The sequence below is a fragment of the Nocardia sp. NPDC055050 genome, assembly GCF_053608345.1.
Genome location: NZ_JBSGVG010000009.1, coordinates 193,270 through 217,388, shown reverse-complemented (window position 1 = coordinate 217,388; position 24,119 = coordinate 193,270). Strand labels below are relative to the sequence as shown.

Sequence of the window (24,119 nt, the reverse complement as noted above, 5' to 3'; positions counted from 1 at the left end):
GCAACGCTCGAGGATGTGTATTGCGAACTGGCGCAGCATCTTTCGGTTCGTCGGCAAGACGGCCCGCTGCAGCCGAAAGCCACGTTCGGGAGGGGACCGAACGTGGCTTCGGGTGGGTGGGGATGGATCAGACGCTGGCGTAGGCCAGGGAGGGAACCTTGTCGGTGGCGAAGGAGGTGCGCAGGTAGCACCACCAGGTGACGGCGGCCATCACGAGGAAGACGGCGGCGTAGGCCCAGAAGGCGGGGGCCATGGTCTTGAGGTGGACGTTGGACAGGCGAAGGGCCTGCTGGACGACGAATCCACCCGCGGCGCCGACCGCGCCGATGACACCGATCGCGGCGCCGGCCTGACGCTTGGCGGAGGTGGCCGCCTCGGTCAGGTCCATGCCGTGCTCGGAGGCGTACTTCTTGGCGGTGGCGTTGAAGATCGACGGGATCATCCGGTAGGTGGAGCCGTTGCCGATACCGGCCAGGATGAACAGGGCCAGGAACGCGGTCAGGTAGAGCGGGAAGCTCTTCATGTCGACGGCGGCCACGATGCAGGCCACCGCGATCGACATCCCGCCGAAGACGAACACCGTGATCTTGGCGCCGCCGCCGATCTTGTCGGAGACCCAACCACCGAACGGGCGGCTGAACGAACCGACCAGGGCGCCGAGGAAGGCCAGGTTACCCAGGGTGGTGATCCAGCCGATCTTGGCGAGGTCGGGGAAGGTGGCCTTGATCAGTGTCGGGAAGGCGAACGAGAAGCCGATGAACGAGCCGAACGTGCCGATGTAGAGGAACGACATGATCCACGTGTGCCGGTTGGTCAGCGCCAGCTTGTAGGACTTGCCGTCGGACTTGGCCTCGGCCAGCGAGTCCATGAAGTACAGCGCGCCGAGGGTCGCGACCGCGATGAACGGCAGCCAGAACAGCACGGCGAGGGTGATGCCGAAGCGGTAGCCGCCCGCGTCCTTGGCCATGATGTGGGTGCCGAAGGTGATCAGCAGCGGCACGATCAGCTGGGTCTGCGCGACACCGAGGTTGCCGCCCGCGGCGTTGAGGCCGAGCGCGGCGCCCTTCTTGCCCTCGGGGAAGAAGAACGAGATGTTCGACATCGACGAGGAGAAGTTGCCGCCACCGACACCGGCGAGGGAGGCCAGCACCAGGAACACCCACATGGGCGTGCTCGGCTGGTTGACGAAGTAGAGGATGCCGAGCGCGGGGAGGAACAGCATCGCGGCGCTGAACGCGGTGAACGCGCGCCCACCGAACCGCGGTACCGCGAAGGTGTACGGAATGCGCAGGGCCGCGCCGACCAAGGTCGGGATCGAGGTGAGCAGCAGCGCGTTGCTCACGGCGACCGCGTTGCCCTTGCCCAGACCCTGCAGGAACTCGAAGCCGGCCGGGCCCATCGCGGTGACGATGGAGCCCCAGATGACCCACATGCTGAAGCCGAGATTTTCGGCGAATACGGAGAAGTACAGATTCTTCTTGGCGGTCTTCGCGCCGCCGGATTCCCAGAACCCCTTGTTGTCGGGATCCCAATGGGAGATCCAGCGGCCCTTCTTCTGGTATTCGAAGGACGGGGCTTCCGTCTCATGGCCGGTGGCGGCTATCGCGGTCATCGGCTTCCTCTCGATCGGGCTCGATAGGAGCAGCTCGTCTGGTGTTCGACGATGCTCCCTGCGGTGTCGAGATAAAGGTAGGAGCCGGTTGTTGCGTGACAATGGCCTCAGGTGACGTTCCAGGCAACTAGGGCTCACCGTGCGAATTCGCTGGTGGTGACAGCCCGGTTACCTGGATTTAGGAAGCGTCTCTCTGCGCTGCTCAGCGGTCCGGATATTCGGCGATGAGTGAGCCGAGGAAGCAGTTGGCCGCCTGCACGGCCCGCTCGGCGTCACCGTCGATGACGGCCTGGACCAGTTCGGCGTGCTCGGTGTCGTACGCGTCGTCGGATTTCGCGGTCCGCGCGTGGATCACCTGCTCGATGATCGGCAGCAGCGAATCGTAGAACTCCAGATATACCGCGTTGTGGCTGGCGACGACGATCGCGCGGTGCAATTCGACGTCGGCGGCGATGGCCACCGGGTCGGCCTCGGCCCAATTCCGGTTGCTGCGTTCGGCGAGCAAGCGCTGGAGAGTGGCGATATCGGCGTCGTCGCGGCGGCGCGCGGCCAGGCCCGCCGCCGTGGTGTCGAGAGCTTGGCGCAGTTCGAGGATGTCGCGTTCGTGCGCGTCGGCGAAGTACTTGCCCAGCGTGCCGCCGACCTCGGAGGTGGCGATCACATAGGTGCCCGAACCCTGGCGGCGTTCGAGCATGCCCGCGTGCACGAGCGCCTGGACGGCTTCGCGGACGGTATTGCGGCCGGTCCCGGTGAGCTCGGTGAGCTCTGGTTCGGTGGGGATCCGTTGGCCCACTGGCCAACGGCCGGAACGGATCTCGGCCCGAAGCTGTTCGGTGACCTGGGCGATGAGGCTGGTACGCCGGACGGGTTGCACGTCAGCAAGGGTACTGGGCTGTTCCGCCTCGCCGGGACTTCAGGCCGGACTCGACCAGCGCGGGCGGCCGGCGGTGCGTCAGCCCGTTCCGGCGAGTTCCCGTGTTCTCGCGGGAGATCGCTCACAGTCGCTTGGCAGTAGTCATCGGGTCATCCTATGATTTCCGGGTGCCGCCGCTCCGTGATTTCCAGCCAGCTTCCGGCGCCGGGTCGACCCTCGAGGACGACCGGCGTGGTCGCGTCGACCCGTCTCCCGAGATCACCGAGCGGTCGCTGATCGAAGGTCGGCTGCTCGTTCTGGCGGCCATCATCATGTCGGCGCTCACCTTGCGCGCCGCTGTCACCGCGTTCAGTCCGCTCGCCGAGACGATCGGCGCCGAGGTCGGGTACGGCACGGGGATCGTCGGGGTGTTCGGCATGTTGCCGACCGCGATGTTCGGTCTCGCCGGGCTCATCGCGCCGCTGTTCGTGCGCCGGTTCGGGCTCGAGCGGACCGTGTTCGTGGCGATGCTGCTGGCCGGCGCCGGGTCGCTGGTGCGGGTGTTCGCCACCGGGACCGGTGGACTGCTGGCGTTCTCCGGGGTGGCGCTGCTCGGTATGGGCATCGGCAATGTGGTGATTCCGCCGCTGGTGAAGCGGTATTTCGGCGATCATCTGGCCGCGATCAGCTCGCTCTATATCGTGATGGTGCAGCTCAGCACCGTCATTCCGGCGTTCATCGCCGTGCCGGTGGCGCAGGCGCACGGCTGGCGGATCTCGATGGGGGTGTGGGCGCTGGTCGGTTTCGCCGCCGCGATCCCGTGGTTCGTCGTGCTGCGTGATCGGCGTGGTCGCGACACGGTCGACACCACCGCGCTGCCCGCCGAGGCGCCCGAGACCGGCAGAGTCTGGCGTTCGCCGGTGGCGTGGGGGATGGCGGGCATGTTCGGCATGACCTCGCTGACCACCTACGCCATGTTCGCCTGGCTGCCCAAGATCCTGTCCGACGCGGGCGCGAGCGCCGGTTTCGGCGGCAGCATGGTCGGCTTGTTCGCGCTGATCGGGCTGATCCCGGCGCTGGGCGCGCCCACCGTGGTCTCGCGGATGCGCAATCCGTTCCCCGTCGTCGTCGGCTGCATGGTGCTGTTCGCGACCGCTTTCATCGGCCTGCTGGTGGCGCCGATGCAGGCGCCCCTGCTGTGGGTTGTGCTGCTGGGTCTCGGCCCGTCCACCTTCCCGATGGCGCTGACGCTGATCAACCTGCGCACCCGCACCCCCCATGGCTCGGCGGCCCTGTCCGGCTTCACCCAGGGGGTCGGGTACGCGATCGCCTGCACCGGCCCGCTGCTGTTCGGCATGCTGCACACCTGGACCGGCGGCTGGCTCGTCCCGTTCGCCATGCTGTTCGTCGCCCTCGGTGTGCTCCTCGCGGGCGCCTGGCAAGCCTGCAAGCCGCGCATGCTCGAAGACAGCTGGAATTGATCTCACCGTTCGAGTTGCGAACCGGTGCGTACGGAGTAATGCTGTGTAGATCACACCCTCACGGGCGTTTCCGATGATTTCTTGCTGCTTCCTTACGCGCGGAAATCGTTGCGACACATGCCGGAAACAAAAGGGCTGATCTCACCTCCCTGATCGGGGGAAGGTGAGAAACCGTTGATTCAAGCGACATTTCCCGCAGCATTTCGGCAATACCCATTTCCTACCGTTGGGCCATCGCACTTTTGGGAGGCCCAATCTTGAGCACGCTGAAGCGGAACCACGACATCGACGACTGGGATGCCGAGGACGTCGCGGCCTGGGAAGCCGGTGGCAAGGATGTCGCCAAGCGCAACCTGATCTGGTCTGTGATCGCCGAGCACATCGGATTCTCGGTGTGGTCGATCTGGTCGGTGATGGTGCTGTTCATGCCCACCGACAAGTACGGCATCGACGCGGCGGGCAAGTTCTTCCTCGTCGCCATGCCCACCCTGGTCGGCGCGTTCCTTCGCATCCCCTACACCGTCGCCACCGCCCGCTTCGGCGGCCGCAACTGGACGATCTTCTCCGCGTTCATGCTGCTCGTCCCGCTGGCGCTGACCGCGTACTTCGTCAACCAGCCCGGCACGTCGTACACCACGTTCCTGATCGTGGCCGCGTTCGCCGGCTTCGGTGGCGGCAACTTCGCGTCGTCGATGACCAACATCAACGCCTTCTACCCGCAGCGCCTCAAGGGCTGGGCACTGGGCATGAACGCCGGTGGCGGCAACATCGGCGTCCCGGTGATCCAGCTGCTCGGCCTGCTGGTGCTGGTCACCCTCGGCGGCGACTACGCCACGGTGATCTGTGCCGTCTACCTCGTCCTGGTCGGTGTCACCGCCGTGGGCGCCGCGTTCTACATGGACAACCTGACCAACCAGAAGGCCGACCTGTCCTACATGGTCAAGGCCCTGCGGGTGCCGCAGTCCTGGGCGATCGCCTTCCTCTACATCGGCACGTTCGGCTCGTTCATCGGTTACAGCTTCGCCTTCGCCCAGATCCTGCAGATCAGCTTCAAGGCCGGTGGCGACACCGCCGCTCAGGCCGCCATCCACGCCGCGTCGATCGCCTTCATCGGCCCGCTGCTCGGTTCGCTGGCCCGCCCCTACGGCGGCAAGATGGCCGACCGGATCGGTGGCAGCAAGGTCACCATCGCCACCTTCAGCGCCATGATGCTCGCGGCGCTGCTCGTGATCACCGCCTCGACGATGGCCGACGGCAACAAGGGTGTTGCCACCGGTGCCACCATGACCCTGCTGGTCGCGGGCTTCATCGCCCTGTTCGTCCTGTCCGGTTTCGGCAACGGAGCCGTCACCAAGATCATCCCGTCGGTGTTCGAGGCCAAGTCCAAGAGCCTGCCGGTCTCGCGGGTCGAGCAGGCGGCCTGGTCGCAGAACACCTCCGGCGCCCTGATCGGCTTCGTCGGCGCCATCGGCGCCCTCGGCGGCGTCGGCATCAACATGGTGCTGCGCAGCTCCTACGCCAGCACCGCTTCGGCCACCACCGCGTTCTGGGTGTTCCTCGCCTTCTACGTGGTCTGCGCCGCCGTTACCTGGACGGTCTTCCTGCGCCGTCCCCGTCTCACCTCCGACTCCGCAGTGGTGGTCGAGGCCGAGCACATGGTCCTCGAGGCCGAAACCAACGCTTCGTCGGCCAATTCGTCGGCTCGCTGACAACCGACCACTACCAAGGAGGTCACTCTCATGAACAGCACTCGTAAAACAGCGGTCGTGGTCGGCCACGGCATGGTCGGACACCGTTTCGTCGAAGCCCTTCGTTCGCGCGACGAGGCAGGCCAGTGGCAGGTCATCATCCTGTCGGAGGAGAAGCTGCCCGCGTACGACCGCGTCGGCCTGTCCTACTACGTCGGCAACTGGAACGCCGACGACCTGGCCCTGCCCGGCAACATGTACGACGGCGACGACCTGGTCGACCTGCGGCTCGGCCAGCGCGGCGAGTCCATCGACCTCGCGGCCAAGACCGTCACCAGCACCAACGGTGACGTCATCGCCTACGACGCCCTGGTCATGGCGACCGGTTCCTACCCGTTCGTGCCGCCGGTCCCCGGCCACGACCTGCCCGAGTGCTTCGTCTACCGCACCATCGACGACCTCGACGGCATCCGCGCCGCCGCCGAAGCGGCCGGTCCCGGCGCGCACGGTGTGGTCGTCGGCGGCGGTCTGCTCGGCCTGGAGGCGGCCAACGCGCTGCGCCTGCTCGGCATGACCCCGCACGTCATCGAATACAACGGTCGCCTGATGCCCGCCCAGGTCGACGCCGGTGGTGGCGCGATCCTGGAGAAGCTCGTCACCGATATCGGCCTCAACGTGCACACCGGTGTCGGCACCGCCAAGATCGTCTCGATCGAGGAAGAGGGCGCCGACAAGGTCACCGTGCACCTGTCCGACGAGGCCGAGATCAAGGCCTCGCTGGTGGTGTTCTCCGCCGGTGTCCGCCCGCAGGACGCCCTCGCCAAGGCCTCCGGCCTGGAGATCGGCGCCCGCGGCGGCATCCTCACCGACCTCACCCTGCAGACCTCCGACCCGAGCGTCTACGCGATCGGTGAGTGCGCCGCGATCGAGGGCGTCTGCTACGGCCTGGTCGCTCCCGGTTACACCACCGCCGAGATCGTCGCCGACCGCCTGCTGGGCGGGGCGGGCGAGTTCCCCGGCGCCGACATGTCCACCAAGTTGAAGCTGATGGGCGTCGACGTGGCGTCCTTCGGTGACGCGCACGGCACCACCGAGGGCGCCCTCGAGGTCGTGCTGCACGACGCGGCCAAGGGCACCTACGCCAAGCTGGTCGTCTCCGACGACGCGCAGACCCTGCTCGGCGGCATCCTGGTCGGTGATGCCAGCCAGTACGCGGCCCTGCGCCCGCTGGTCGGGCGCCCGCTGCCCGCCGACGCCGCCGCGCTGATCTCCCCGGCCGGCGCCGAACTCGGTGCCGACGCACTGCCCGACGACGCCCAGATCTGCTCCTGCAACAACGTCAGCAAGGGCGCCATCTGCGGCGCGATCGCCGAGGGCGCCTGCGACATCCCGGCCGTCAAGAGCTGCACCAACGCGGGTACCTCCTGCGGTGGCTGTGTGCCGATGATCAAGAAGCTGCTCGAGCAGTCCGGCGTGGCGCTGTCGAAGTCGCTGTGTGAGCACTTCACCCAGTCGCGGGCCGAGCTCTACGACGTGGTCGCCGTCACCGGCATCCGCACCTTCTCCGAGCTGATCGCCAAGCACGGCAAGGGCTCGGGCTGCGATATCTGCAAGCCGACCGTCGCCTCGATCCTGGCCTCGACCTCGAGCGAGCACATCCTCGAGGGCGAGCAGGCCGCGCTGCAGGACACCAACGACCACTTCCTGGCCAACCTGCAGAAGAACGGCACCTACTCGGTCGTCCCGCGGATGCCCGGTGGCGAGGTGACCGCCGACCAGCTGATCGTGATCGGCGAGGTGGCCAAGGAGTTCGGCCTCTACGTCAAGGTCACCGGTGGTCAGCGCATCGACCTGTTCGGCGCCCGCGTGGAGCAGCTGCCGCTGATCTGGAAGCGCCTGGTCGACGTCGGCATGGAGTCCGGCCACGCCTACGGCAAGTCGCTGCGCACCGTGAAGAGCTGCGTCGGTTCCACCTGGTGCCGCTACGGCCAGCAGGACTCGGTCGGCATGGCCGTGCTGCTGGAGAAGCGCTACCGCGGCCTTCGTTCGCCGCACAAGATCAAGCTGGCCGTGTCGGGTTGCGCGCGTGAGTGCGCCGAGGCCCGTGGCAAGGACGTCGGCGTGATCGCCACCGAGCACGGCTGGAACCTCTACGTCGGCGGCAACGGCGGTCTGACCCCCAAGCACGCGGTGCTGCTGGCCGGTGACCTCGACGACGAGACCCTGATCAGCTACATCGACCGCTACCTGATGTTCTACATCCGCACCGCCGACCGCCTGCAGCGCACCGCGCCGTGGCAGGAGGCCCTCGAGGGTGGCTTCGACTACCTCAAGGCCGTCGTCTGTGACGACAGCCTCGGCATCGCCGGTGACCTCGAGGCCGCCATGGCCAAGCACGTCGAGGGCTACAAGGACGAGTGGGCGGCCGTGCTCGAGGACGAGAACAAGCTTTCGCGCTTCGTCTCCTTCGTCAATGCCCCTGACGAAGCCGATCCGACGATTTCGTTCGACGACAGCGGCGAACGCAAGGTACCAGTGCTCCTCGGTCTTCCCGGCATGCCCGTCGGTGTTGCTTCGGACACAGCACCGGCCGGGAAATAAGCCCTTAACGCTGCGGAAACAGGGCGCCTGTACCAATAGGTAAGGCGTTCGGAGGAGGAACCGATGACCGTTATCGACACACCCACCATCACCACTGAGACCGTGACCTGGACCCAGGCTTGCCGGCTCGATTTCCTGATCCCGGGGCGCGGCGTGGCTGTCCTGCTGAAGGGCGGCCGTCAGGCGGCTCTGTTCCTACTCACCGACGGCACGCTCGCCGCCGTCGGCAACATCGATCCGTTCGGCCGGGCCGCGGTGATGTCGCGCGGCATCATCGGTGATCGCGGCGGTGTCCCCGTCGTCGCGTCGCCGCTGCTCAAGCAGGCCTTCTCGCTGATCGACGGCCGTTGTCTCGACGACGAGTCCCAGTCCCTGCCGGTGTACGCCGTCCAACTCGACGGCGGCGTCGTCGCGGTCTCCAACGAGCCGGTGCAGACCCCATGACCTCTCCCACCGACAGTGGCCCGTGCCTTGCCGGCTTCACCATCGGCGTCACCGCGGCTCGCCGCGCCGAGGAATTCAGCACTCTGCTCACCCGCAAGGGCGCGAGCGTGGTGTCCGCCCCCGCCATTCGTATCATCCCGCTGGCCGATGACACCGAGCTCGAACGGGTCACCGAACTGCTGATCGCCGATCCGCCGCAGATCACCGTAGCCACCACCGGCATCGGTTTCCGCGGCTGGATGGAAGCGGCGGAGGGCTGGGGCCTGGCCGAGGTCCTGCGCGACACCCTCGCGTCCACCCGGATGCTGGCCCGCGGCCCCAAGGCCAAGGGCGCGATCCGCGCCGCCGAGCTGCGTGAGGAATGGTCGCCTGCCTCGGAGTCCTCGGCCGAGGTGCTCGACCATCTGCTCGCCGAGGGCGTCGAAGGCGTCCGTATCGCGGTGCAGCTGCACGGCGCGACCACCGAATGGGAGCCGGTTCCCGACTTCTGTGAGGTGCTGCGCTGCGCGGGCGCCGACGTGGTCCCGGTCCCGGTGTACCGATGGGAGCCGCCGGCCGATCGTGGGCCGATGGACAACATGATCGAATCGATCATCTCCGGCAGCCTGGACTGCGTCACCTTCACCAGTGCGCCCGCCGTGGCGTCACTGCTGATGCGCGCCAAGGAAACCGGACTCCTGGAGTCGGTGCTGCACGCGTTCCGCGGCCGGGTGCTCGCCGCCTGTGTCGGGCCGATCACCGCGGCCCCGCTGGAAGAACTCGGCGTGCCGACGACGATGCCCGGTCGCGCCCGGCTGGGCGCGCTGGCTCGCCATGTGGCAGAAGAACTTCCGCGTCGCGCCAGCCGCATCTACGCCGCCGGTCATCTGATCAGCGTGCGTGGTGGATGTGTTGTCGTCGACGGTGAGGTGCGCCAGCTGGCGCCCGCCCCGATGGCGTTGATGCGATCGCTGGCTCGTCAGCCCGGTCGGGTCGTGTCGCGCGAAGACCTGCTGGCCGCGTTGCCGGGTGGTGGTGACGACACCCATGCGGTGGAGACCGCGATCGCGCGATTGCGGGCCGGCTTGGGCACTCCCAAGGCGATTCAGACCGTGGTGAAGCGCGGGTACCGGCTGGCGCTGGACGCGGCCGACTGCTCCGATACGCCGCCCGTGCGCGCGGCTGTTCAGGCACCGCACGCCGCGGGGATCGGAACGCCCGCCCGCTCGCCCCGGCCGGCTCAAGCGATCGGGGTGTGGTGAGCGCCGGGCAGCCGGGTGATCCGGCTCTGGTGCTGGTCGCGCACGGCACTCGCAGTGCGCGCGGGGTGGAGATGATCGCCGCGCTGGCCGACGCGGTGGCCGCCGAACTCGGCGTCTCGGCGCCGAATACCGCGCTGCGGACAGCATTCGTCGACGTGCTCGGTCCGTCGCCGTCGGAGGTGCTGCGGGATCTCGATGGGCCCGCTGTCGTTGTTCCGGCGTTCCTCGCCTCCGGCTATCACGTGTACCAGGACGTTCCGCGTGAGGTTGCCGAGAGTGGGCACTGCGCGGTGGCCGTGACCGAAGCGATGGGACCGGATCCGGCGTTGACCCGGATCATGGCGGTGCGGTTGCGCGCGGCCGGGTGGAAGCCCGGTGACGCGGTGGTGTTCGCGGCCGCGGGTTCTTCGGATTCGCGTGCGCGCCAGGATGTTCGGCGGGCTGCGGGCATGCTGGCCGAGCAGCTGGACGCGCCGGTGAAGATCGCGTATGTGGCGACCGGGACGCCGCGCGTGCCCGAAGTCGTTGCCGCGCTGCGCGAATCGGGTGCGCAACGGGTGTTCATCGCGTCGTATCTGCTGGCGCACGGGCTGTTTCATCAGCGGTTGCACGATGCCGGTGCCGATGGGGTGGCCGAGCCGATCGGTGTGCATCCGGGGGTTGTCCGGTTGATCGTCGATCGGTACCGGAGCGCGGCCAGGGAACTGGTCGGCGTTCGCTGACGCCGATCGCACAGGCAGCCGGTGCGGGCGGCTGCGACTAGAGTTGGGCCGACTTCACAACAAGGGGGCACCGCTCGATGTCAGATTCGTCCGCAGGTCAGGGCTATTCATCGCAGGATGACGGGCTGACGGCGTATCCGGACGAGTCGGCGGCGCGTGGGCCCGTGAATCCACTGGTTCCCGGCACCTATCCGCCACCGCCGAGCTCGGCCGTTCCGCAGCCGCCGGCGTACGGCCCGGTGCCGGGTGCGGTGGGATCGCCGCCGCCCTACGCGTCGCCGCCGCCCTATGGGCCGGGTGCCCCATATCCCGGGCCGGGTAGTGCGCCGGTGGACGCCGGGCCTCGGGTTGTTCCGCAGAGTGTGCAGATCGCGTTCTACGTGATGCTGGCGGGGGCGGTGGTCACGCTGCTCGGCATGGCCTACTCGCTCACCATGCTCGACGAGACACGCAGTGCCGCGCTCGACGCTTCGGGTGGGGTGTTGCGGGGCGACGACCTCGATCTTCTGGTGTACGCGAGCGTCGGCGGGGCCCTCCTGAGTTCGCTGGTGACTGTGGGGCTGTGGGTGTGGATGGCGTTCGTCTGCCGGGCGGGAAAGAACTGGGGCCGGATCACGGGGACGGTGTTGTTCGGGATCAACGCGCTGCTCTATGCCGCAGGCACGGTGACGGCGTTTATCACCTCGACGGCGGGGATCGCGCTGGTGTTCAGCACGGTCACCCTGGCGATCGGGCTCGCCGCGGTGATCCTGCTGTGGAACCGGACTTCCTCGCCCTTCTTCGCGGCTCCGGCGCCGCAGGGCTACCAGCCCTACCCCGGCTATCCGCCTATCGCGCCGTACTGAAAATTCGCGCGGTAGGTACTCGGGGAGACGCCGACCTGGCGAACCATGTGCTGGCGCAACGACTCCGCCGAGCCGATGCCGCTGTGCCGCGCGACCTGTTCGATCGGCAAGGTCGTCGATTCCAGTAGTTCCCTGGCGCGGTGGATGCGCTGACTCAGCAGCCATTTCTGCGGGCTGAGGCCGGTCTCCTCGTGGAATCGGCGGCTCAGGGTGCGCACGCTGATTCGTGCGTGTTCGGCCAGCTCGCGCAGTGACACCGGGGTGTCGAGGCGTCGTAGCGCCCACGTCCGGGTGGCGGAGAGGGACAGGTCGTCGTCGGCGGGTAGTGGCGTGTCGACGAACTGGGCCTGTCCGCCGGGCCGCACGGGCGTCACCACCGCGGCCCGCGCGGCGGCGTTCGCCACGGTGGCGCCGTAGTCGGCGCGAATCAGGTGCAGGCACAGGTCGATTCCGGCTGCCGCGCCTGCCGCGGTGGTCACCGGTCCGTCCTCGATGAACAGTGCGTCGCTGCGCACCTGGACGAGCGGATGGTCGCGGGCCAGCTCCTCGGCCAGTGCCCAGTGCGTGGTCGCGGTGCGCCCGTCGAGCAGTCCGGCTTGGGCGAGCACGAACGCGCCGCTGCAGATCGAGGTGACCAGGATGCCGCGGTCGACGGCCGCGCGCAGCGCCTTCAGCGTCACCGGATCCGCGTCGGCGCGACTGCCGGTGCTCGGCACGATCACCGCGTCGGCGGTGTCGAGTACCTCGAGCCCGTGCCGGATCACGACGTCGAACCCGCCGGGCGACATCGAGGGCAGCGCCCCCGGCACGGCGGTGCAGACCACCACGCGATAACCGGGCTCGCCGTCGACCGTGATCGAGCCCATCAGCGTTTCCGGCATCGACAGATCGAAGGACTTCACCGGTGGGACAGCAACCACGGCAATGGTCTTCATGGCCTGATCCTTGGGATAGCTGGCAGTGCGGCCACTAGTTTAGCCGTCTCGCGAGCGGCATCGTGGAAGGCGCGGGCACGACCGCGTCGCTCGCATCGAAATATGTTGTCGTGAAAGGGAATTCACATGTCCACTCATGTTTTGATCGGCCATGGCGGCACCGCCACCGCCACCGCGCTGTCGCTGGTCGACGCCGGGGATCGCGTACGAATGGTGAGCCGGACCGGGCTCGGCCCCACCCATCCCGACGTGGAATTGATCGCCCTCGACGCGCTCGATACCACCGCTCTGATCGAGATCGCGACCGGTGCGAGCACCGTCTTCAACATGGCGATGCCCGCGTATCACACCTGGCCGGAAACGGTTCCGCCCCTGTTCGGCTCGATCCTGTCGGCCACCGAAACCGTCGGCGCCGACCTGGTCATGCTGGGGAACCTGTACGGCTACGGTCCGGTCGACGGTGTGGTGTCCGAGCACACTCCGCTCGCCGCGACCGGCAGCAAGGGCGCGGTCAGGGCCAGGATGTGGGCCGATGCGCTCGCCGCGCACGAGGCAGGCCGGCTGCGCGTCACCGAAGTGCGCGCGGGCCAATTCCTCGGCGCGGCCGCTGTCTCGGTCTTCACCCTGTTCGTCCAGGCCGCGGTTCTGGCGAACACCCCGGCCAAGGTCCCGCAGGAACTCGACCTCCCGCACTCCTACACCGCGATCGGTGATGCCGCGGCCGCGCTGGTGGCGGTCGCGCGTGACGACCGATCGTGGGGGAGGGCCTGGCACGCCCCGGTGATCACCACGACCGTGCGCGAGATCGCGAACCGGCTCGCCGAGCTGGCCGGCGTCGCGACACCCGAACTCGCGGTGCTCACCGACGCGGAGATCACCGAATTCGCCCAGCAGGACCCGTTCTGGACCGAACTGTTCGAGACGAAACACATGTCCCATCGCGAGTTCGTCGTCGACGATTCGGCGCTGCGGACCACCTTCGGCACCACCGCGTCGAAGCTGGACGAGGTGCTCGCCGAGGTGGTCGCCGCCGACGCGGCCGCACGGCTATCCGTGCCCGACGCGGGGTAGATGCCGTAGGTTTGCCGGGGAATCAGTCAACGGTTGCTCCGAATCCCGGGAGGCCCGGTGCGGCAAGGCGAGGATGGTATCGGCGCGGTAGATGCCGTGATGGCGGCAGAAGCTGTGCCGATTCCCTTGTCTCCCGGGCAATTACGCTGGTGGGTAGCTCATCAGCTCGCACCCGGTGTGCCCGCCACGATCGCCCTGTATCTGGATCTGCGTGGGCCACTGGACATCGCGCGCCTGCGCACCGCGATCCGCTCGGCGGCGGTGCGGCTGGAGTCACCGCATGTGCGCATACGCCTCGTCGACGGCACACCGCACCAACTCCTCGACCCGGCCGTCTTCGGCGAACTCGCCGAGGTCGATCTCACCGCTGCTGCGAAGGGGCCGCCGGGTGGCGGTGTGGATCATGGTGCGGCGGTGGTCGAAGCGCTGTCGCGGATGGAGGCGGATCGGCGGGCTCGGCTGGATCTGTGCACGGACGCGATCACTGTCGCGACGCTGTACCGGGTGGGACCCGAGCGATGTTTTCTCTACCTGCGCAGTCATCATCTGGTGCTCGATGGTGTCGGTGCGGCGGCGCTGCTCCGGCTGGCTGCCGAAAACTATTCGCGGGAACGAGATCTCGACCGGGCCGAGGTGTTGTCGATCGAGGACCTGGTCGAGGCGGATCGGGTCTATCGGCATTCCTCTCGCGCGGTGGCGGATCGGGCGTTCTGGGCGAAAGAGACTGCGGGGCTGCCGGATCCGATCGGGATGGCCGGTATCGCCGCGCCCGCGTCGGCCTGTCCGTACCGGGTGTCGGCCTGCCTCGACGAGCGCACCGCGAATCTGCTGGCCGCCGCGCGCCGGCGTTACGCGGCCAGCTTTCCGGAGCTGACCGCCGCTGCCTTCGCCGCGTTCCTCGCCAGAATGTCGGGCTCCGATCAGATCGTCCTCTCGCTGCCCGTGGCCGCTCGGCCCACCGCTGCCCTGCGACGCTCGGCCGGGTCGGTCTCCAATGTCGTGCCCTTGCGGCTGCGCGACCTCGGTACGGCGACAGTCGAAGAACTGATCGATCAGGTGCGCCTGCGGGTGATCGGGGCCCTGCGTCACCAGTGCTACCGCTATGAGGACATTCAACGCGACCGTGGCGAAACCCACTTGGCCCGAGGCGGATTCGGCCCCGTGATCAATCTCCTCGGTTTCACCGCTCCGCTGACCCTCGGTGCGGCTGACGGCCGGGCCCACCTGCTGAGCCTCGGCCCCGTCGAAGACCTCCTCGTCAACGGCTATCAACTCGGTCCCGACGACACCACCGCGACGATCGACTTCCAAGCCAACCCGGCCCGCTACGACGCCGCCACCCTGTCCTGGTACCACCGCCTGTTCCTCGACTGGTTCACCACCTTCCTGGCCGCCGAACCCGCCCGGCAGATCCGCGACCTGACCACTGAATTCACCACCCCACGCCCTTCGCGATCCCCCGCCGAGGACGCAGCCGTGAAACTAGGCGACAGCGAGGACACGGGTGACCTCGCGCAGCGACCGCTGCTCCGGCCTGTCGCGGAATCGGTCCCGACCCTCTCGCACCGGGTCGCTTGCGCGGCAACGACTTCGACGTTGCCGGAACTGTTCGGCGGATTCGATGGGGCAGACACCGTCGCGGTGGTGGATGATGGCCGGTCGATGACCTATCGGGAGCTCGGCGAGTCTGCGGCGCGGTGGGCCAGGGTACTCATCGCGTACGGGGCCACGCCGGGGAGTCCGGTACTGACCGCGATTCCGAGGTCGCTCGAGTCGGTGCTGGCAGTGCGCGCGATCGCGGCGGCCGGTGCCTGCCTGACACCGATCGATGTGGGTGATCCGGGTGAGCGGGTCGCCCGGATCATCGCCGGATCCGGTGCGGTGCTGGGATTGACGACACGGGCTGCTCGCCCCGGGCGATCCGGCGATTCAGCCGGGGTCACCTGGCTGCTGCTCGATGACGCGGAAACCCTGGCCCACGTGGCCGATCAGCGATCGGACCCGGTCACCGACGCGGATCGTCGCGACCGGCTGACCTGCGCGCACCTCGCCTACCTGATCCATACTTCGGGGACAACCGGGGCGCCCAAAGGCGTCGCGGTGACGCATCGCGGCCTCGCTCCCTTGACCGGCCACCTACTCGACCGCTACCGCACCACGCCGGATTCGATAGTGCTGCACGCGCATTCACCCGCCTTCGACGCGCACCTGCTCGAACTCCTCGCCGCGTTCGCCGCGGGCGCGCGTCTGGTGATCGAACCGCCCACGGTGGTCGCGGGCGCGGAGCTGACCGGGCTGATCGCCCAGCATCGCGTCACACATCTGCTCACCACGCCCGCCGTGCTGGCGACACTGCGCCCCGCCGACGTGCCGAGTCTGACGGTGGTGGTCGTCGGCGGCGAGACCTGTCCGCCGGAACTGGTCGCCACCTGGGCATCCCGAGTCCGCTTGTACAACGGCTACGGCCCCACCGAGGCCACGGTGATGGCCACCCAATCGGCGCCCCTGGTAGCGGGGGAGCCCGTGACGATCGGCGCACCGCTACCGACAGTGGTCGCGCTGCTCCTGGATCCACGCCTGCGAGCTGTCCCCGCCGGTGCGCGGGCCGAGCTGTACCTCGGTGGACCGTGCGTAGCGCAGGGTTACCTCGGCGATCCCGCGACCACCGCGGCCCGTTTCGTGGCAGATCCCAGAGGCGGCGGCGAACGTGTCTACCGCACCGGCGATCTCGTCGGACCACGCCCCGGCGGCGGCTACGAGTTCCTCGGCCGCATCGATTCCCAGCTGGCCGTCCGCGGCCGCCGCATCGAACCGGCCGAAGTCGAAGCAGCCCTGCTCGCCGACCCTGCCATCGCCCACGCCGCAGTCGACATCGCCGACGCGGGCACCCCCGCCGCCCGTCTCATCGGCTACGTCGTCCCGACCCGAGCGTCCGTCCGCGCCGGTCCGCAGCACCCCTTCGCGCCGAACATCGCGGCCGGCAGTGCCTCCGTCCCGGTCCGTGGCTCGGCCGATCTCTCCGCGTCGGGCACCGCAGCCGACGGTGCCTCGGTCCCGGTCTGCGGCTCGGCCGATCCGTCGGCGCCGGACGCCACCTTCGACGGTGCCCCGGCCCTGGCCCGCTGTGGGCCGGAACATGTGTTCTCCTCGGATATCACATTCGATGCCACCGCAACCCTCGCTCGTTTACGCACGGTCCTGCCCGCGGCCATGGTCCCCGCCGCGTTGGTCACCCTCGACCGCCTCCCACTGACAGCCAACGGCAAACTCGACCGCGCGGCACTTCCCACGCCGTCCTCCACTCCTTACCGATCGCCGCAAACCCCGCTCCAACACCTGATCGCCACCACTTTCGCCACCGCCTGCCATCTCGACACGGTCGGCGCCGACGACGACTTCTTCGCGATCGGCGGCAATTCGCTGACCGGCGTGAGTGTTTCGGCGCAGCTGGCCCAGTCGACGGACACCCCGATCACGGTCCGCTGGCTCTACACCGCACCGACCGTCGCCGCCCTCGCCCACCGCATCGAGACCTACCGCGCCGACGCCGACCCGGGCGCCGACGCCCTCGCCACCGTGCTGCCCCTGCGCACCGGCGGAACCCGTCCACCGCTGTTCTGTGTCCACTCCGCCGTCCCGCTCGCCTGGTGCTACACCGGCCTGGCACGCCACATCACGGACCGTCCTGTGTACGGATTGCAGGCACCGACCTTGTCCGGAACACGGTCGGGCCAGGCCGCATCAGGTGCGCACGTGACCGCGCGACCCGACGCCCTGACCGTCGACTTCCTCGCGAGGACCTACGCCACCGAGATCACCCGCCTGCAACCCGACGGCCCCCTCCACCTCCTCGGCTGGTCCCTCGGCGGCCAACTCGCCCACGCCACCGCCGTCCGGCTGCGCGCCGGAGGTCGCGACGTGGCCACCCTCGCCATGCTCGACAGTGTCGTCATCCCCGATCACGCCGACCCACCCCCGCGCCCCCGCATGCGCGACCTCCTCACCCACCTGCTCGGCGACGAACCCGACGACGCAGACGCCCTTCCCGACCTCTCGGCGGAGCAAGCCGCCGCCGAATTGGCCTCCGCCGGAGCAACTCTCGGGTCCGGACTCGCCGCTGCCCAGCTGACCCGACTGCACGAGGCCTACGCCGACGGTGTTCGTCTCTCACACGGCTACCGCCCCGACCGGTTCGACGGCGACCTCCTCTACTTCTGCGCCACCCAGGGCATGACCGCCTTCCTCGACGCCCAGATGTGGCGTCCTTTCGTCACGGGTCGTCTCATCGAACATCCGGTCGACACCACCCACGCCCAGCTCACCAACGCCGACGTCGTCGCCCACATCGGCCCGATCCTCGACCGCCACCTGCGTGCGGCCGAAACCGCGACAGCCACACCATGACCACCCTGCGCTCGACGACCGGCAGGCGCACCACCGCCACCTGGTGGTGCGTCTACGACGACCCCGTCCGCTGGTCCGCCGAACATCCTCGAACGGCGCCGTTGTTGGAGTGGTTCGCCGGCACCCTGATGCGACCGGATCCCGCCCAGGGCAGGCCGGGCCCCGTCTGCCCGTTCGTCAAACCCGCTGCCGCACAACACACCCTGTGGATCGCCGAACTGGCCGACACCGGCTCGATCGCCGAGGCCGTCGACGACGCCTTCGACCTCTACCGCACCCTCGACCACACCCCGGCCGTCCTGACCGTCTTCCCCGACCTCGACGACACCACCCGCATCGACGCCGCCCACGCCACGCGAAAGAGCGACATCGTGCGCGCGGGCGCCATGCTCGGCCAGTTCTATCCCGGCTGCCCGGTGGCGGGCCTGTGGAATCGCGACTACCGCCCGCTGCACGCGCCGCTGCCGATGCTGGTGATCCGCCCGATGATGAACACCGATTTCCCGTTCCTCGTCGGCGAACCGCAATGGCTCTCGGCCTACCTCGCCCGGCACGCGCCCGGACTCCCGCGCAAGCTCCGTGCCGCGATTGCGGACCGGATGCACGTCCCCGACGCGGGACCCGCCTCGATCACCGGGCTGCGGGCGCATTTTCCGGATGAACACGCACAATAGGGACACGAACCGCCCAATGCCGGACATTAGCGGGGTCATGCGGCACACTACGTCGCATGCGTCGGCTTGTGTGCTGTCTGCTCGTCCTGCTCGGCTGTGGAATCGTCGTCTCGCCCGCGGCGTCGGCGGAATCGGGGATCCTCGATGTTCGCCCGCTCGGCGGCCGGCAATTCGAGGTGGTCGTGTACTCCGCGGCGATGAACCGCCCGATCACCCTCTGGATGTCGCATCCCGGGTCCGGTGCGCCCGCGCTGTATCTGCTGAACGCGGTCGACGGTGGCGAGGGCGGCGGGCCGTGGATGCGGCGCACCGATGTGGTCGACTTCTTCGCCGACAAGCCGGTGAACGTGATCGTCCCGATCGGTGGCCGCGCCAGCATGTACACCGACTGGCAGCGCGACGACGGTGCGCTGGGTCGCAACAAGTGGTCTACCTTCCTGACCGACGAACTTCCCCCGCTGCTCAACGATCGCTTCGGCATGACCGGCGCCAACGGCGTCGCGGGCCTGTCGATGTCGGCCACCTCGGCCTTGAACCTGGCGATCGCGGCGCCCGGCCTGTATCGCGCGGTCGGCGCCTTCAGCGGGTGCACGCAGACCAGTAATCCGCTCGCCGAGACGCTGGTCCGGTCCCAGCTGGCCACGTTCGGCGCCGACGCGACCAACATGTGGGGCGCCCCCGGCGACCCGGCGTGGGCGGCCAACGACCCGACCCTGCACGCCGACCGCCTGCGCGGCACCGCCATCTACCTGTCCTCGGGCAACGGCGCCCCCGGCCCGCACGAGGCCTTCAATGATCCGAGCATCGCGGGCAACGTCGGCGTCCTGCTCGACCGGGTGCTGGTCGGCGGCACCATGGAAGCCGTGGTCGGCAGCTGCTCGACCCCACTCGCGGGACGCCTGGCCCAGCTCGGTATCCCCGCGGACGTCCGCTTCCGCGCCGGGGGCACCCATGCCTGGCCGTACTGGCAGGACGACGTTCACGATTCCTGGCCGATGTTCGCCGCCGCCCTCGGCATCTGAGCCTTCTTGTCGGTGGCTCGGCGCACACTGAGTCGATGGCATACGACGAGGAACTCGCCGAGCGGATCCGGGAGATCGTCTACCCACGGCCCGATCTCGACGAGCGGAAGATGTTCGGCGGTCTCGCCTTCCTGATCGGCGGCAACATGGCCGTGGCCGCCAGCGGCAAGGGCGGGCTGCTGGTGCGGGTCGCCCCGGCCGAAGGCGATGCCCTGCTCGACGGATCGACGATCACGCCGATGGTGATGGGCGGGCGCGAACTGCACGGCTGGCTGCACGTGGCCCCCGAGACGGTCGACGACGACACCGCACTGCGGGAATGGGTCGAACGCGGAGTGGGGTTCGCGCAGACCTTGCCACGAAAATAAGTTCGGTGGATGTGTCGAAGGGTGGTGTGCGGCTCCGACCAGTGGGTGAAGCAAGCCACTCACCCCAAGGAGCACATCATGTCCGTCAACACATTCCTCTGGTTCGATGCCGACGCCGAAGCGGCGGGCGAACTCTATGCCGCGACCGTCCCGAACTCGCGCGTCGTCGAGGTCACCCGCCAGGGCGACGGTTCGGCCTTCATCGTCACCCTCGACCTCGACGGCCAGGCCGTCACGCTGATGAACGGCGGCCCGGGCCACCCGCACAGTGATGCCGCCTCGCTGCAGGTGATCGTGGATACCCAGGACGAGATCGATCGGCTCTGGGAGGCGTTGACGAGTGGCGGCGGCGCGCCCGGCCCGTGCGGGTGGCTCACCGACCGCTTCGGGGTGTCCTGGCAGGTCGTCCCGGCGGTGCTGCCCAAGTTGATGGGTGGCGAGACCGATCGCGTCATCGCCGTCGGCACGGCGCTGCGCTCGATGTCCAAGCTCGACATCGCCGCCCTGCAACAGGCCTACGACCAGGCCTGAACGCGCGAACGGCCGCCGCGGGGAGAGGTTCGCGGCGGCCGTCGTCGCGGGTGGGCTAGCCGGCCGAGCCCGACAGCAGCCCACCCAGATCAGCGGACCCGGTACTCGTGCCGCCGCCGGGGTTGGTCGGCTTCGGGGCGACGGTGATCGTGACGGTCTTCGAGCTGATGAGCTCCTGCACCGCCTTGATCTCGTGCGCGCCGGTGGTCTTCGGCGTCCAGGTGATGGTGGCCTTGCCGTCGGCCACCGAGACCGGCTCGCCGATCTGGGTGCCGTTGTCGGTGAAGGTCACCTTGAACAGGAACGAGGTGGCCGTGACATCGGCGGTCACGGTGTAGGCGGTATCCACGTAGTGCGTGCTGCCGCTCACCGCGATCCCCTGCACGAGCGCGGATGCCTGGGGTGCTGCCAGCACGGCGGCCGCGGCCACCGCGGTGAATGCCGTGAGTCCGAAACCGGCACGCCGCGCCTGGTAGATCTTCATGATGTTCTCCTGTTCGCGCTGATGTTGAGCGCGACATTAGCCACCGGAGCGGCACCGCGTCCCAGAAACTGAAATAACCATGTTTAAAAATGTTTCGGCCGGTGACGTCGCAGGTGGCGACCGAATTCACCCGGAGCGGATGAGGCGCCCTCGGCGACCGGCCGCGACGCTGGAACCATGTCGACGTCGGGCCCGCTGCGCTATCAGTTCGTCATCGAGGGCGAGCTGTCCGAGCGTGTCCTGGCGGCCTTCCCCGAGCTGCGCCCCAGCTCGCATTCGCCCACCGGAACCACCACCCTCTTCGGTCTGGTCGCCGACAGTACGGCCATGCGTGGCGTGATGGCCCGCATCGACACCCTCGGCCTCACGCTGCTGAGTATGTCCCAGTTGCCCGACTGAGCATCCGCCGACGAGTCGACGTCGATCTGATAACGAGCGCCCTCACTTCCTCTCGCCAGCAACCGCGCAGCCGCTGATTCGCCTACCGTCGATCTCGGCGGAGGTCGGCCGCCGCGCGGTGAACAGCGTGTTCAGGAGGGTGAAGATGGCTTCGTCGTCGGGTTCTCTGGACTTTCACGGTGGCGGCTCGGTGATAGCTGTGTCGGGTCGGCCCGCCGGTCTTCCCGAGCTGTCCTTCGCCCCGGTTCGATGCAACGAGGCGTTCGCGCGCCTGGATCGTGCGCAGGCCGGCGCCGGGCAGACGGTGCTGCTGTGCGGGCCCGCGGGCAGTGGGAAAACCGTCGTGCTGGTCGACTGGGTGCGCCGCCGGTGCTCGGCACGGGTCGCGTGGTCGACCGTCGCCGAACAGCACGGATCCGATCTGCTGGCCGACATCGCCCGAACACTCGAGCCGATCGCGGATTTCGTCCCGACCGGGATGCTGCACACGCCGATGGACCGCGCCGTGGACCTCGTCGCCGCGCTGGCCGGCGTCGAGCCGACCGTGCTGGTGATCGACAACGCCCACCTGCTCACCGACCCGCTGCAACTCGCCGGCCTCGAATACCTGCTCACACACCTGCCCGGCCAGGTCACCGCGGTGATCGCGAGCCGATTCGACCCGCCGCTGCGGTGGCACGCCCTCGACCTGGCGGGCAGGCTCACCCGGATCGGAGTGCCCGAACTCGCGTTGTCCCCGGATCGGGTCGCTCAACTGCTCGCCCAGCACGGGTGCCGGCTCGACGACGCCGAACTCGCCGTGGTCCAGAACCTGACCCGTGGCTGGGCCGCGCTGGTCCGCATCGCGGCGATCTGCCTGTCGGCCGGCGGCACCGACCGCGACACCGCCCTCGCCGCGCTGGCCCGCCCCTCACACGCCGTCGCCGACTTCCTGGTCGCCGAACTGCTCGCCGCCCTGCCCGCGCCCACGCTCGAATTCCTGCTCGCCACCGCGGTTCCCGAGCAATTCTGCCTGCCGATGGCCGAGGATCTGGTCGGTGACGACGCCGCCCGCATCCTCGACGAACTGCTGCGCGCGAACTTCCCGCTGCACACCGTCGCCCACGCGGGCGAACTCTGGCACACCTACCATCCGCTCCTGCGCGCCTACCTGCTCGCCGAGGCCGCGTACACCAGGCCGGAGCGCCTGCCCGACTGTCATCGCCGGGTGGCGGCCTGGTTCACCGCGGCCGCGATCCCGGGGCCCGCGCTCGGCCATGTCCTGGCCGAGCCCGGCACCCCCGGGCTGGTGCCCTTCCTGCGCGACTGGGGGTTGCGCATGGTCTTGGACGGCACGGGTCACGCCCTGCTCGCCGCCCTCGAAAACCTCCCCGAACACGACACTTTCGTTCGCCTGCTGCGCGCGGCCGTCGCGGTGGAGTCGGGCGATATCGCCGCCGCGGAGGTCTATCTCGAAGCCGCCCATGTGGGCCCCGAATCGGCCGCGCCGGTGGTGCCCGCCGAGTGGGTGGCCGCTCTCGACCGCGCTGTGAGCGCGGGAGTGGCTGTCCTGGTGGGTGATTCGTCCTCGATGCGCTGGCCGCTGCCGCCGGTGACCGGTCAGCCCGACCTCGACTGCTACGCCGCGCTGCACTGCGGCATCGCCGAGATCTACGGGGGCGAGATCGACAGCGGCGCGGCGTCTGTGCGCCACGCGATCGTGCACTCCGAGCAGGCCGGACTGGGTCGCGTCGCGGTCCGTGCCAGAACCGCGACGGCCGGGGCGGCCGGGATGGCGGGCCGGCTCGGTGAATTACGCGCGCTGGCGGTCCAGGCGATCGACTGCGCCGAACGCTACGAACTGGCAGGCTCGGCCGATGCCGCTCCGGCCAGGGTGCTCGCGGCCTATGGCGCCTACCAGCAGGGCGCGGATTTCGAGCGGCCGCTGCCGGGTCTGCCCTGGGTCGCGGCCGACGAGACCGTGGTGCCCGCGCCGGTGCGTCAGGTAGCGATCATGACCGGGGTGCTGATGTTCGCCGACGCCGCGGATCGGTCGGCCGCCGGGGTCGCACTCGCCAAGCAACTGCACCGCCTGCTCGACGAATCGCCGACGCTGTACGGCACCGGTGAACTGGTCACCGACGTGCTGTGGCTGCTGCTGCGCGTGCAGGCCAGGGCCGACGCGCAGCAGTTGGTCGACCACGCGACGCGCGTGCTCGGCCGGACTCCCGAGATGGCTGTCGCCGAAGCGGGACTGGCGCTCTACGCCCATCGCCCGGCCGTCGTGCTGACGGTGCTGGAACCCCTGCTCGCCACCCCGCGCTGTTCCTCGCGCTCGCTGGTCGCGGCGTGGCTGCTGGTCGCGGTCGCCGCCGACCGCCTCGATCGTCCCCGCAAGGTCGACGATGCCTGCGAACAGGCTCTCGCGCAGGCGGCGGCCGAACAACTGACGCGCCCGTTCCTCGACGTGCCGGAGGCCGCTGAACTGCTCGCCCGGATCGGCGCGCGCTTCGGCCAGTACGCGGCGCTCGTGGACCGGATCCGTGCCCACCGCGGCGCCACCGCGGGCGCACCGCAGCTCACCGACACCGAACTGGTGGTGCTGCGCCAACTTCCCTCTGGCATGACCGCGGGCAATATCGCCACCGACCTCGGCGTCTCGGTGAACACCGTCAAAACGCACCTGCGCGGCATCTACCAGAAGCTCGCGGTGAACGCGCGCGCCGAAGCGATCGCCCAGGCTCGCGTGCTCGGCCTGCTCTGAT

The 24,119-nt window shown here is 68.9% G+C and carries 19 protein-coding genes; 15 read left to right on the top strand and 4 right to left on the bottom strand.

Going from position 1 to position 24,119, the window contains the following annotated elements:
- Positions 1 to 127 precede the first annotated feature (127 nt).
- Together ACWGCN_RS12420 and ACWGCN_RS12415 are read right to left on the bottom strand one after the other, a co-directional pair.
- Entirely contained in the window at positions 128 to 1,612 is a 1,485-nt protein-coding gene (locus tag ACWGCN_RS12420) for an MFS transporter (protein WP_378632738.1), read from the bottom strand.
- Positions 1,613 to 1,814: 202 nt separating this feature from the next.
- Positions 1,815 to 2,486 (bottom strand): FadR/GntR family transcriptional regulator, encoded by a 672-nt coding sequence (locus ACWGCN_RS12415; protein ID WP_101466098.1) that lies wholly within the window; start codon positions 2,484 to 2,486, stop codon positions 1,815 to 1,817.
- Between the two features lie 311 nt (positions 2,487 to 2,797).
- Between ACWGCN_RS12415 and ACWGCN_RS12410 the strand changes: the two genes are divergently transcribed.
- The 7 genes from ACWGCN_RS12410 (at position 2,798) to ACWGCN_RS12380 (ending at position 11,487) form a co-directional block, all read left to right on the top strand.
- Positions 2,798 to 3,946: an MFS transporter gene (locus tag ACWGCN_RS12410; protein ID WP_378991618.1), complete on the top strand. Its 1,149-nt coding sequence runs from the start codon at positions 2,798 to 2,800 to the stop codon at positions 3,944 to 3,946.
- 254 nt (positions 3,947 to 4,200) lie between these two features.
- A complete protein-coding gene (locus ACWGCN_RS12405; protein WP_378991619.1) occupies positions 4,201 to 5,655 on the top strand; it encodes a nitrate/nitrite transporter in 1,455 nt (484 codons plus the stop codon).
- 30 nt (positions 5,656 to 5,685) lie between these two features.
- Positions 5,686 to 8,235 (top strand): nitrite reductase large subunit NirB, encoded by a 2,550-nt coding sequence (gene nirB, locus ACWGCN_RS12400; RefSeq protein ID WP_452458070.1) that lies wholly within the window; start codon positions 5,686 to 5,688, stop codon positions 8,233 to 8,235.
- Positions 8,236 to 8,298: 63 nt separating this feature from the next.
- Positions 8,299 to 8,679, top strand: coding sequence for a nitrite reductase small subunit NirD (gene nirD, locus ACWGCN_RS12395; protein WP_101466100.1), 381 nt, complete (start codon positions 8,299 to 8,301; stop codon positions 8,677 to 8,679).
- Positions 8,676 to 9,920, top strand: coding sequence for a uroporphyrinogen-III synthase (locus ACWGCN_RS12390; RefSeq protein ID WP_378991282.1), 1,245 nt, complete (start codon positions 8,676 to 8,678; stop codon positions 9,918 to 9,920). The genes nirD and ACWGCN_RS12390 overlap by 4 nt, the downstream gene beginning before the upstream one ends.
- Complete coding sequence (locus ACWGCN_RS12385; protein WP_387447050.1) at positions 9,914 to 10,642, top strand: sirohydrochlorin chelatase; 729 nt, start codon at positions 9,914 to 9,916, stop codon at positions 10,640 to 10,642. Before ACWGCN_RS12390 ends, ACWGCN_RS12385 begins: the two co-directional genes overlap by 7 nt.
- A gap of 77 nt (positions 10,643 to 10,719) precedes the next feature.
- Positions 10,720 to 11,487 carry a hypothetical protein gene (locus ACWGCN_RS12380; protein WP_452458071.1) on the top strand — a complete coding sequence of 256 codons (768 nt, stop codon included), beginning with the start codon at positions 10,720 to 10,722 and terminating at the stop codon, positions 11,485 to 11,487.
- Here the strand turns inward: ACWGCN_RS12380 and ACWGCN_RS12375 are convergent.
- A complete protein-coding gene (locus ACWGCN_RS12375) occupies positions 11,463 to 12,422 on the bottom strand; it encodes a GlxA family transcriptional regulator (protein ID WP_452458072.1) in 960 nt (319 codons plus the stop codon). The genes ACWGCN_RS12380 and ACWGCN_RS12375 overlap by 25 nt on opposite strands.
- Positions 12,423 to 12,548: 126 nt before the next feature.
- Between ACWGCN_RS12375 and ACWGCN_RS12370 the strand changes: the two genes are divergently transcribed.
- From ACWGCN_RS12370 to ACWGCN_RS12345, 6 genes are all read left to right on the top strand, one after another.
- Positions 12,549 to 13,493, top strand: a complete 945-nt coding sequence (locus ACWGCN_RS12370; RefSeq protein ID WP_452458073.1) for an NAD-dependent epimerase — start codon at positions 12,549 to 12,551, stop codon at positions 13,491 to 13,493.
- Between the two features lie 99 nt (positions 13,494 to 13,592).
- Complete coding sequence (locus ACWGCN_RS12365) at positions 13,593 to 17,897, top strand: amino acid adenylation domain-containing protein (RefSeq protein WP_452458074.1); 4,305 nt, start codon at positions 13,593 to 13,595, stop codon at positions 17,895 to 17,897.
- Positions 17,894 to 18,571: a DUF6875 domain-containing protein gene (locus ACWGCN_RS12360; protein WP_378991291.1), complete on the top strand. Its 678-nt coding sequence runs from the start codon at positions 17,894 to 17,896 to the stop codon at positions 18,569 to 18,571. The genes ACWGCN_RS12365 and ACWGCN_RS12360 overlap by 4 nt, the downstream gene beginning before the upstream one ends.
- Positions 18,572 to 18,627: 56 nt before the next feature.
- Positions 18,628 to 19,593: an alpha/beta hydrolase gene (locus tag ACWGCN_RS12355; protein WP_452458075.1), complete on the top strand. Its 966-nt coding sequence runs from the start codon at positions 18,628 to 18,630 to the stop codon at positions 19,591 to 19,593.
- 35 nt (positions 19,594 to 19,628) lie between these two features.
- Positions 19,629 to 19,961: a TfoX/Sxy family protein gene (locus ACWGCN_RS12350; protein ID WP_452458076.1), complete on the top strand. Its 333-nt coding sequence runs from the start codon at positions 19,629 to 19,631 to the stop codon at positions 19,959 to 19,961.
- Between the two features lie 78 nt (positions 19,962 to 20,039).
- Positions 20,040 to 20,492, top strand: a complete 453-nt coding sequence (locus tag ACWGCN_RS12345) for a VOC family protein (protein ID WP_378632767.1) — start codon at positions 20,040 to 20,042, stop codon at positions 20,490 to 20,492.
- Between the two features lie 55 nt (positions 20,493 to 20,547).
- Here ACWGCN_RS12345 and ACWGCN_RS12340 read toward each other — a convergent pair whose 3' ends face one another.
- Positions 20,548 to 20,976, bottom strand: a complete 429-nt coding sequence (locus tag ACWGCN_RS12340) for a hypothetical protein (RefSeq protein WP_378632770.1) — start codon at positions 20,974 to 20,976, stop codon at positions 20,548 to 20,550.
- A gap of 177 nt (positions 20,977 to 21,153) precedes the next feature.
- Between ACWGCN_RS12340 and ACWGCN_RS12335 the strand changes: the two genes are divergently transcribed.
- Entirely contained in the window at positions 21,154 to 21,375 is a 222-nt protein-coding gene (locus ACWGCN_RS12335; protein WP_378632772.1) for a hypothetical protein, read from the top strand.
- A 145-nt stretch (positions 21,376 to 21,520) separates the two neighbouring features.
- Positions 21,521 to 24,118, top strand: coding sequence for a LuxR C-terminal-related transcriptional regulator (locus ACWGCN_RS12330; RefSeq protein WP_452458077.1), 2,598 nt, complete (start codon positions 21,521 to 21,523; stop codon positions 24,116 to 24,118).
- Position 24,119 lies beyond the last annotated feature (1 nt).

What these genes read in the sequence shown, in the direction of transcription:
- ACWGCN_RS12355 (WP_452458075.1), top strand. Translation starts at nt 18,628, where the DNA reads ATGCGTCGGCTTGTGTGCTGTCTGCTCGTCCTGCTCGGCTGTGGAATC.
- ACWGCN_RS12380 (WP_452458071.1), top strand. Translation starts at nt 10,720, where the DNA reads ATGTCAGATTCGTCCGCAGGTCAGGGCTATTCATCGCAGGATGACGGG.
- ACWGCN_RS12365 (WP_452458074.1), top strand. Translation starts at nt 13,593, where the DNA reads ATGGCGGCAGAAGCTGTGCCGATTCCCTTGTCTCCCGGGCAATTACGC.
- nirB (WP_452458070.1), top strand. Translation starts at nt 5,686, where the DNA reads ATGAACAGCACTCGTAAAACAGCGGTCGTGGTCGGCCACGGCATGGTC.
- nirD (WP_101466100.1), top strand. Translation starts at nt 8,299, where the DNA reads ATGACCGTTATCGACACACCCACCATCACCACTGAGACCGTGACCTGG.
- ACWGCN_RS12335 (WP_378632772.1), top strand. Translation starts at nt 21,154, where the DNA reads ATGTCGACGTCGGGCCCGCTGCGCTATCAGTTCGTCATCGAGGGCGAG.
- ACWGCN_RS12340 (WP_378632770.1), bottom strand. Translation starts at nt 20,976, where the DNA reads ATGAAGATCTACCAGGCGCGGCGTGCCGGTTTCGGACTCACGGCATTC.
- ACWGCN_RS12360 (WP_378991291.1), top strand. Translation starts at nt 17,894, where the DNA reads ATGACCACCCTGCGCTCGACGACCGGCAGGCGCACCACCGCCACCTGG.
- ACWGCN_RS12370 (WP_452458073.1), top strand. Translation starts at nt 12,549, where the DNA reads ATGTCCACTCATGTTTTGATCGGCCATGGCGGCACCGCCACCGCCACC.
- ACWGCN_RS12345 (WP_378632767.1), top strand. Translation starts at nt 20,040, where the DNA reads ATGTCCGTCAACACATTCCTCTGGTTCGATGCCGACGCCGAAGCGGCG.
- ACWGCN_RS12420 (WP_378632738.1), bottom strand. Translation starts at nt 1,612, where the DNA reads ATGACCGCGATAGCCGCCACCGGCCATGAGACGGAAGCCCCGTCCTTC.
- ACWGCN_RS12410 (WP_378991618.1), top strand. Translation starts at nt 2,798, where the DNA reads ATGTCGGCGCTCACCTTGCGCGCCGCTGTCACCGCGTTCAGTCCGCTC.
- ACWGCN_RS12350 (WP_452458076.1), top strand. Translation starts at nt 19,629, where the DNA reads ATGGCATACGACGAGGAACTCGCCGAGCGGATCCGGGAGATCGTCTAC.
- ACWGCN_RS12330 (WP_452458077.1), top strand. Translation starts at nt 21,521, where the DNA reads ATGGCTTCGTCGTCGGGTTCTCTGGACTTTCACGGTGGCGGCTCGGTG.
- ACWGCN_RS12390 (WP_378991282.1), top strand. Translation starts at nt 8,676, where the DNA reads ATGACCTCTCCCACCGACAGTGGCCCGTGCCTTGCCGGCTTCACCATC.
- ACWGCN_RS12375 (WP_452458072.1), bottom strand. Translation starts at nt 12,422, where the DNA reads ATGAAGACCATTGCCGTGGTTGCTGTCCCACCGGTGAAGTCCTTCGAT.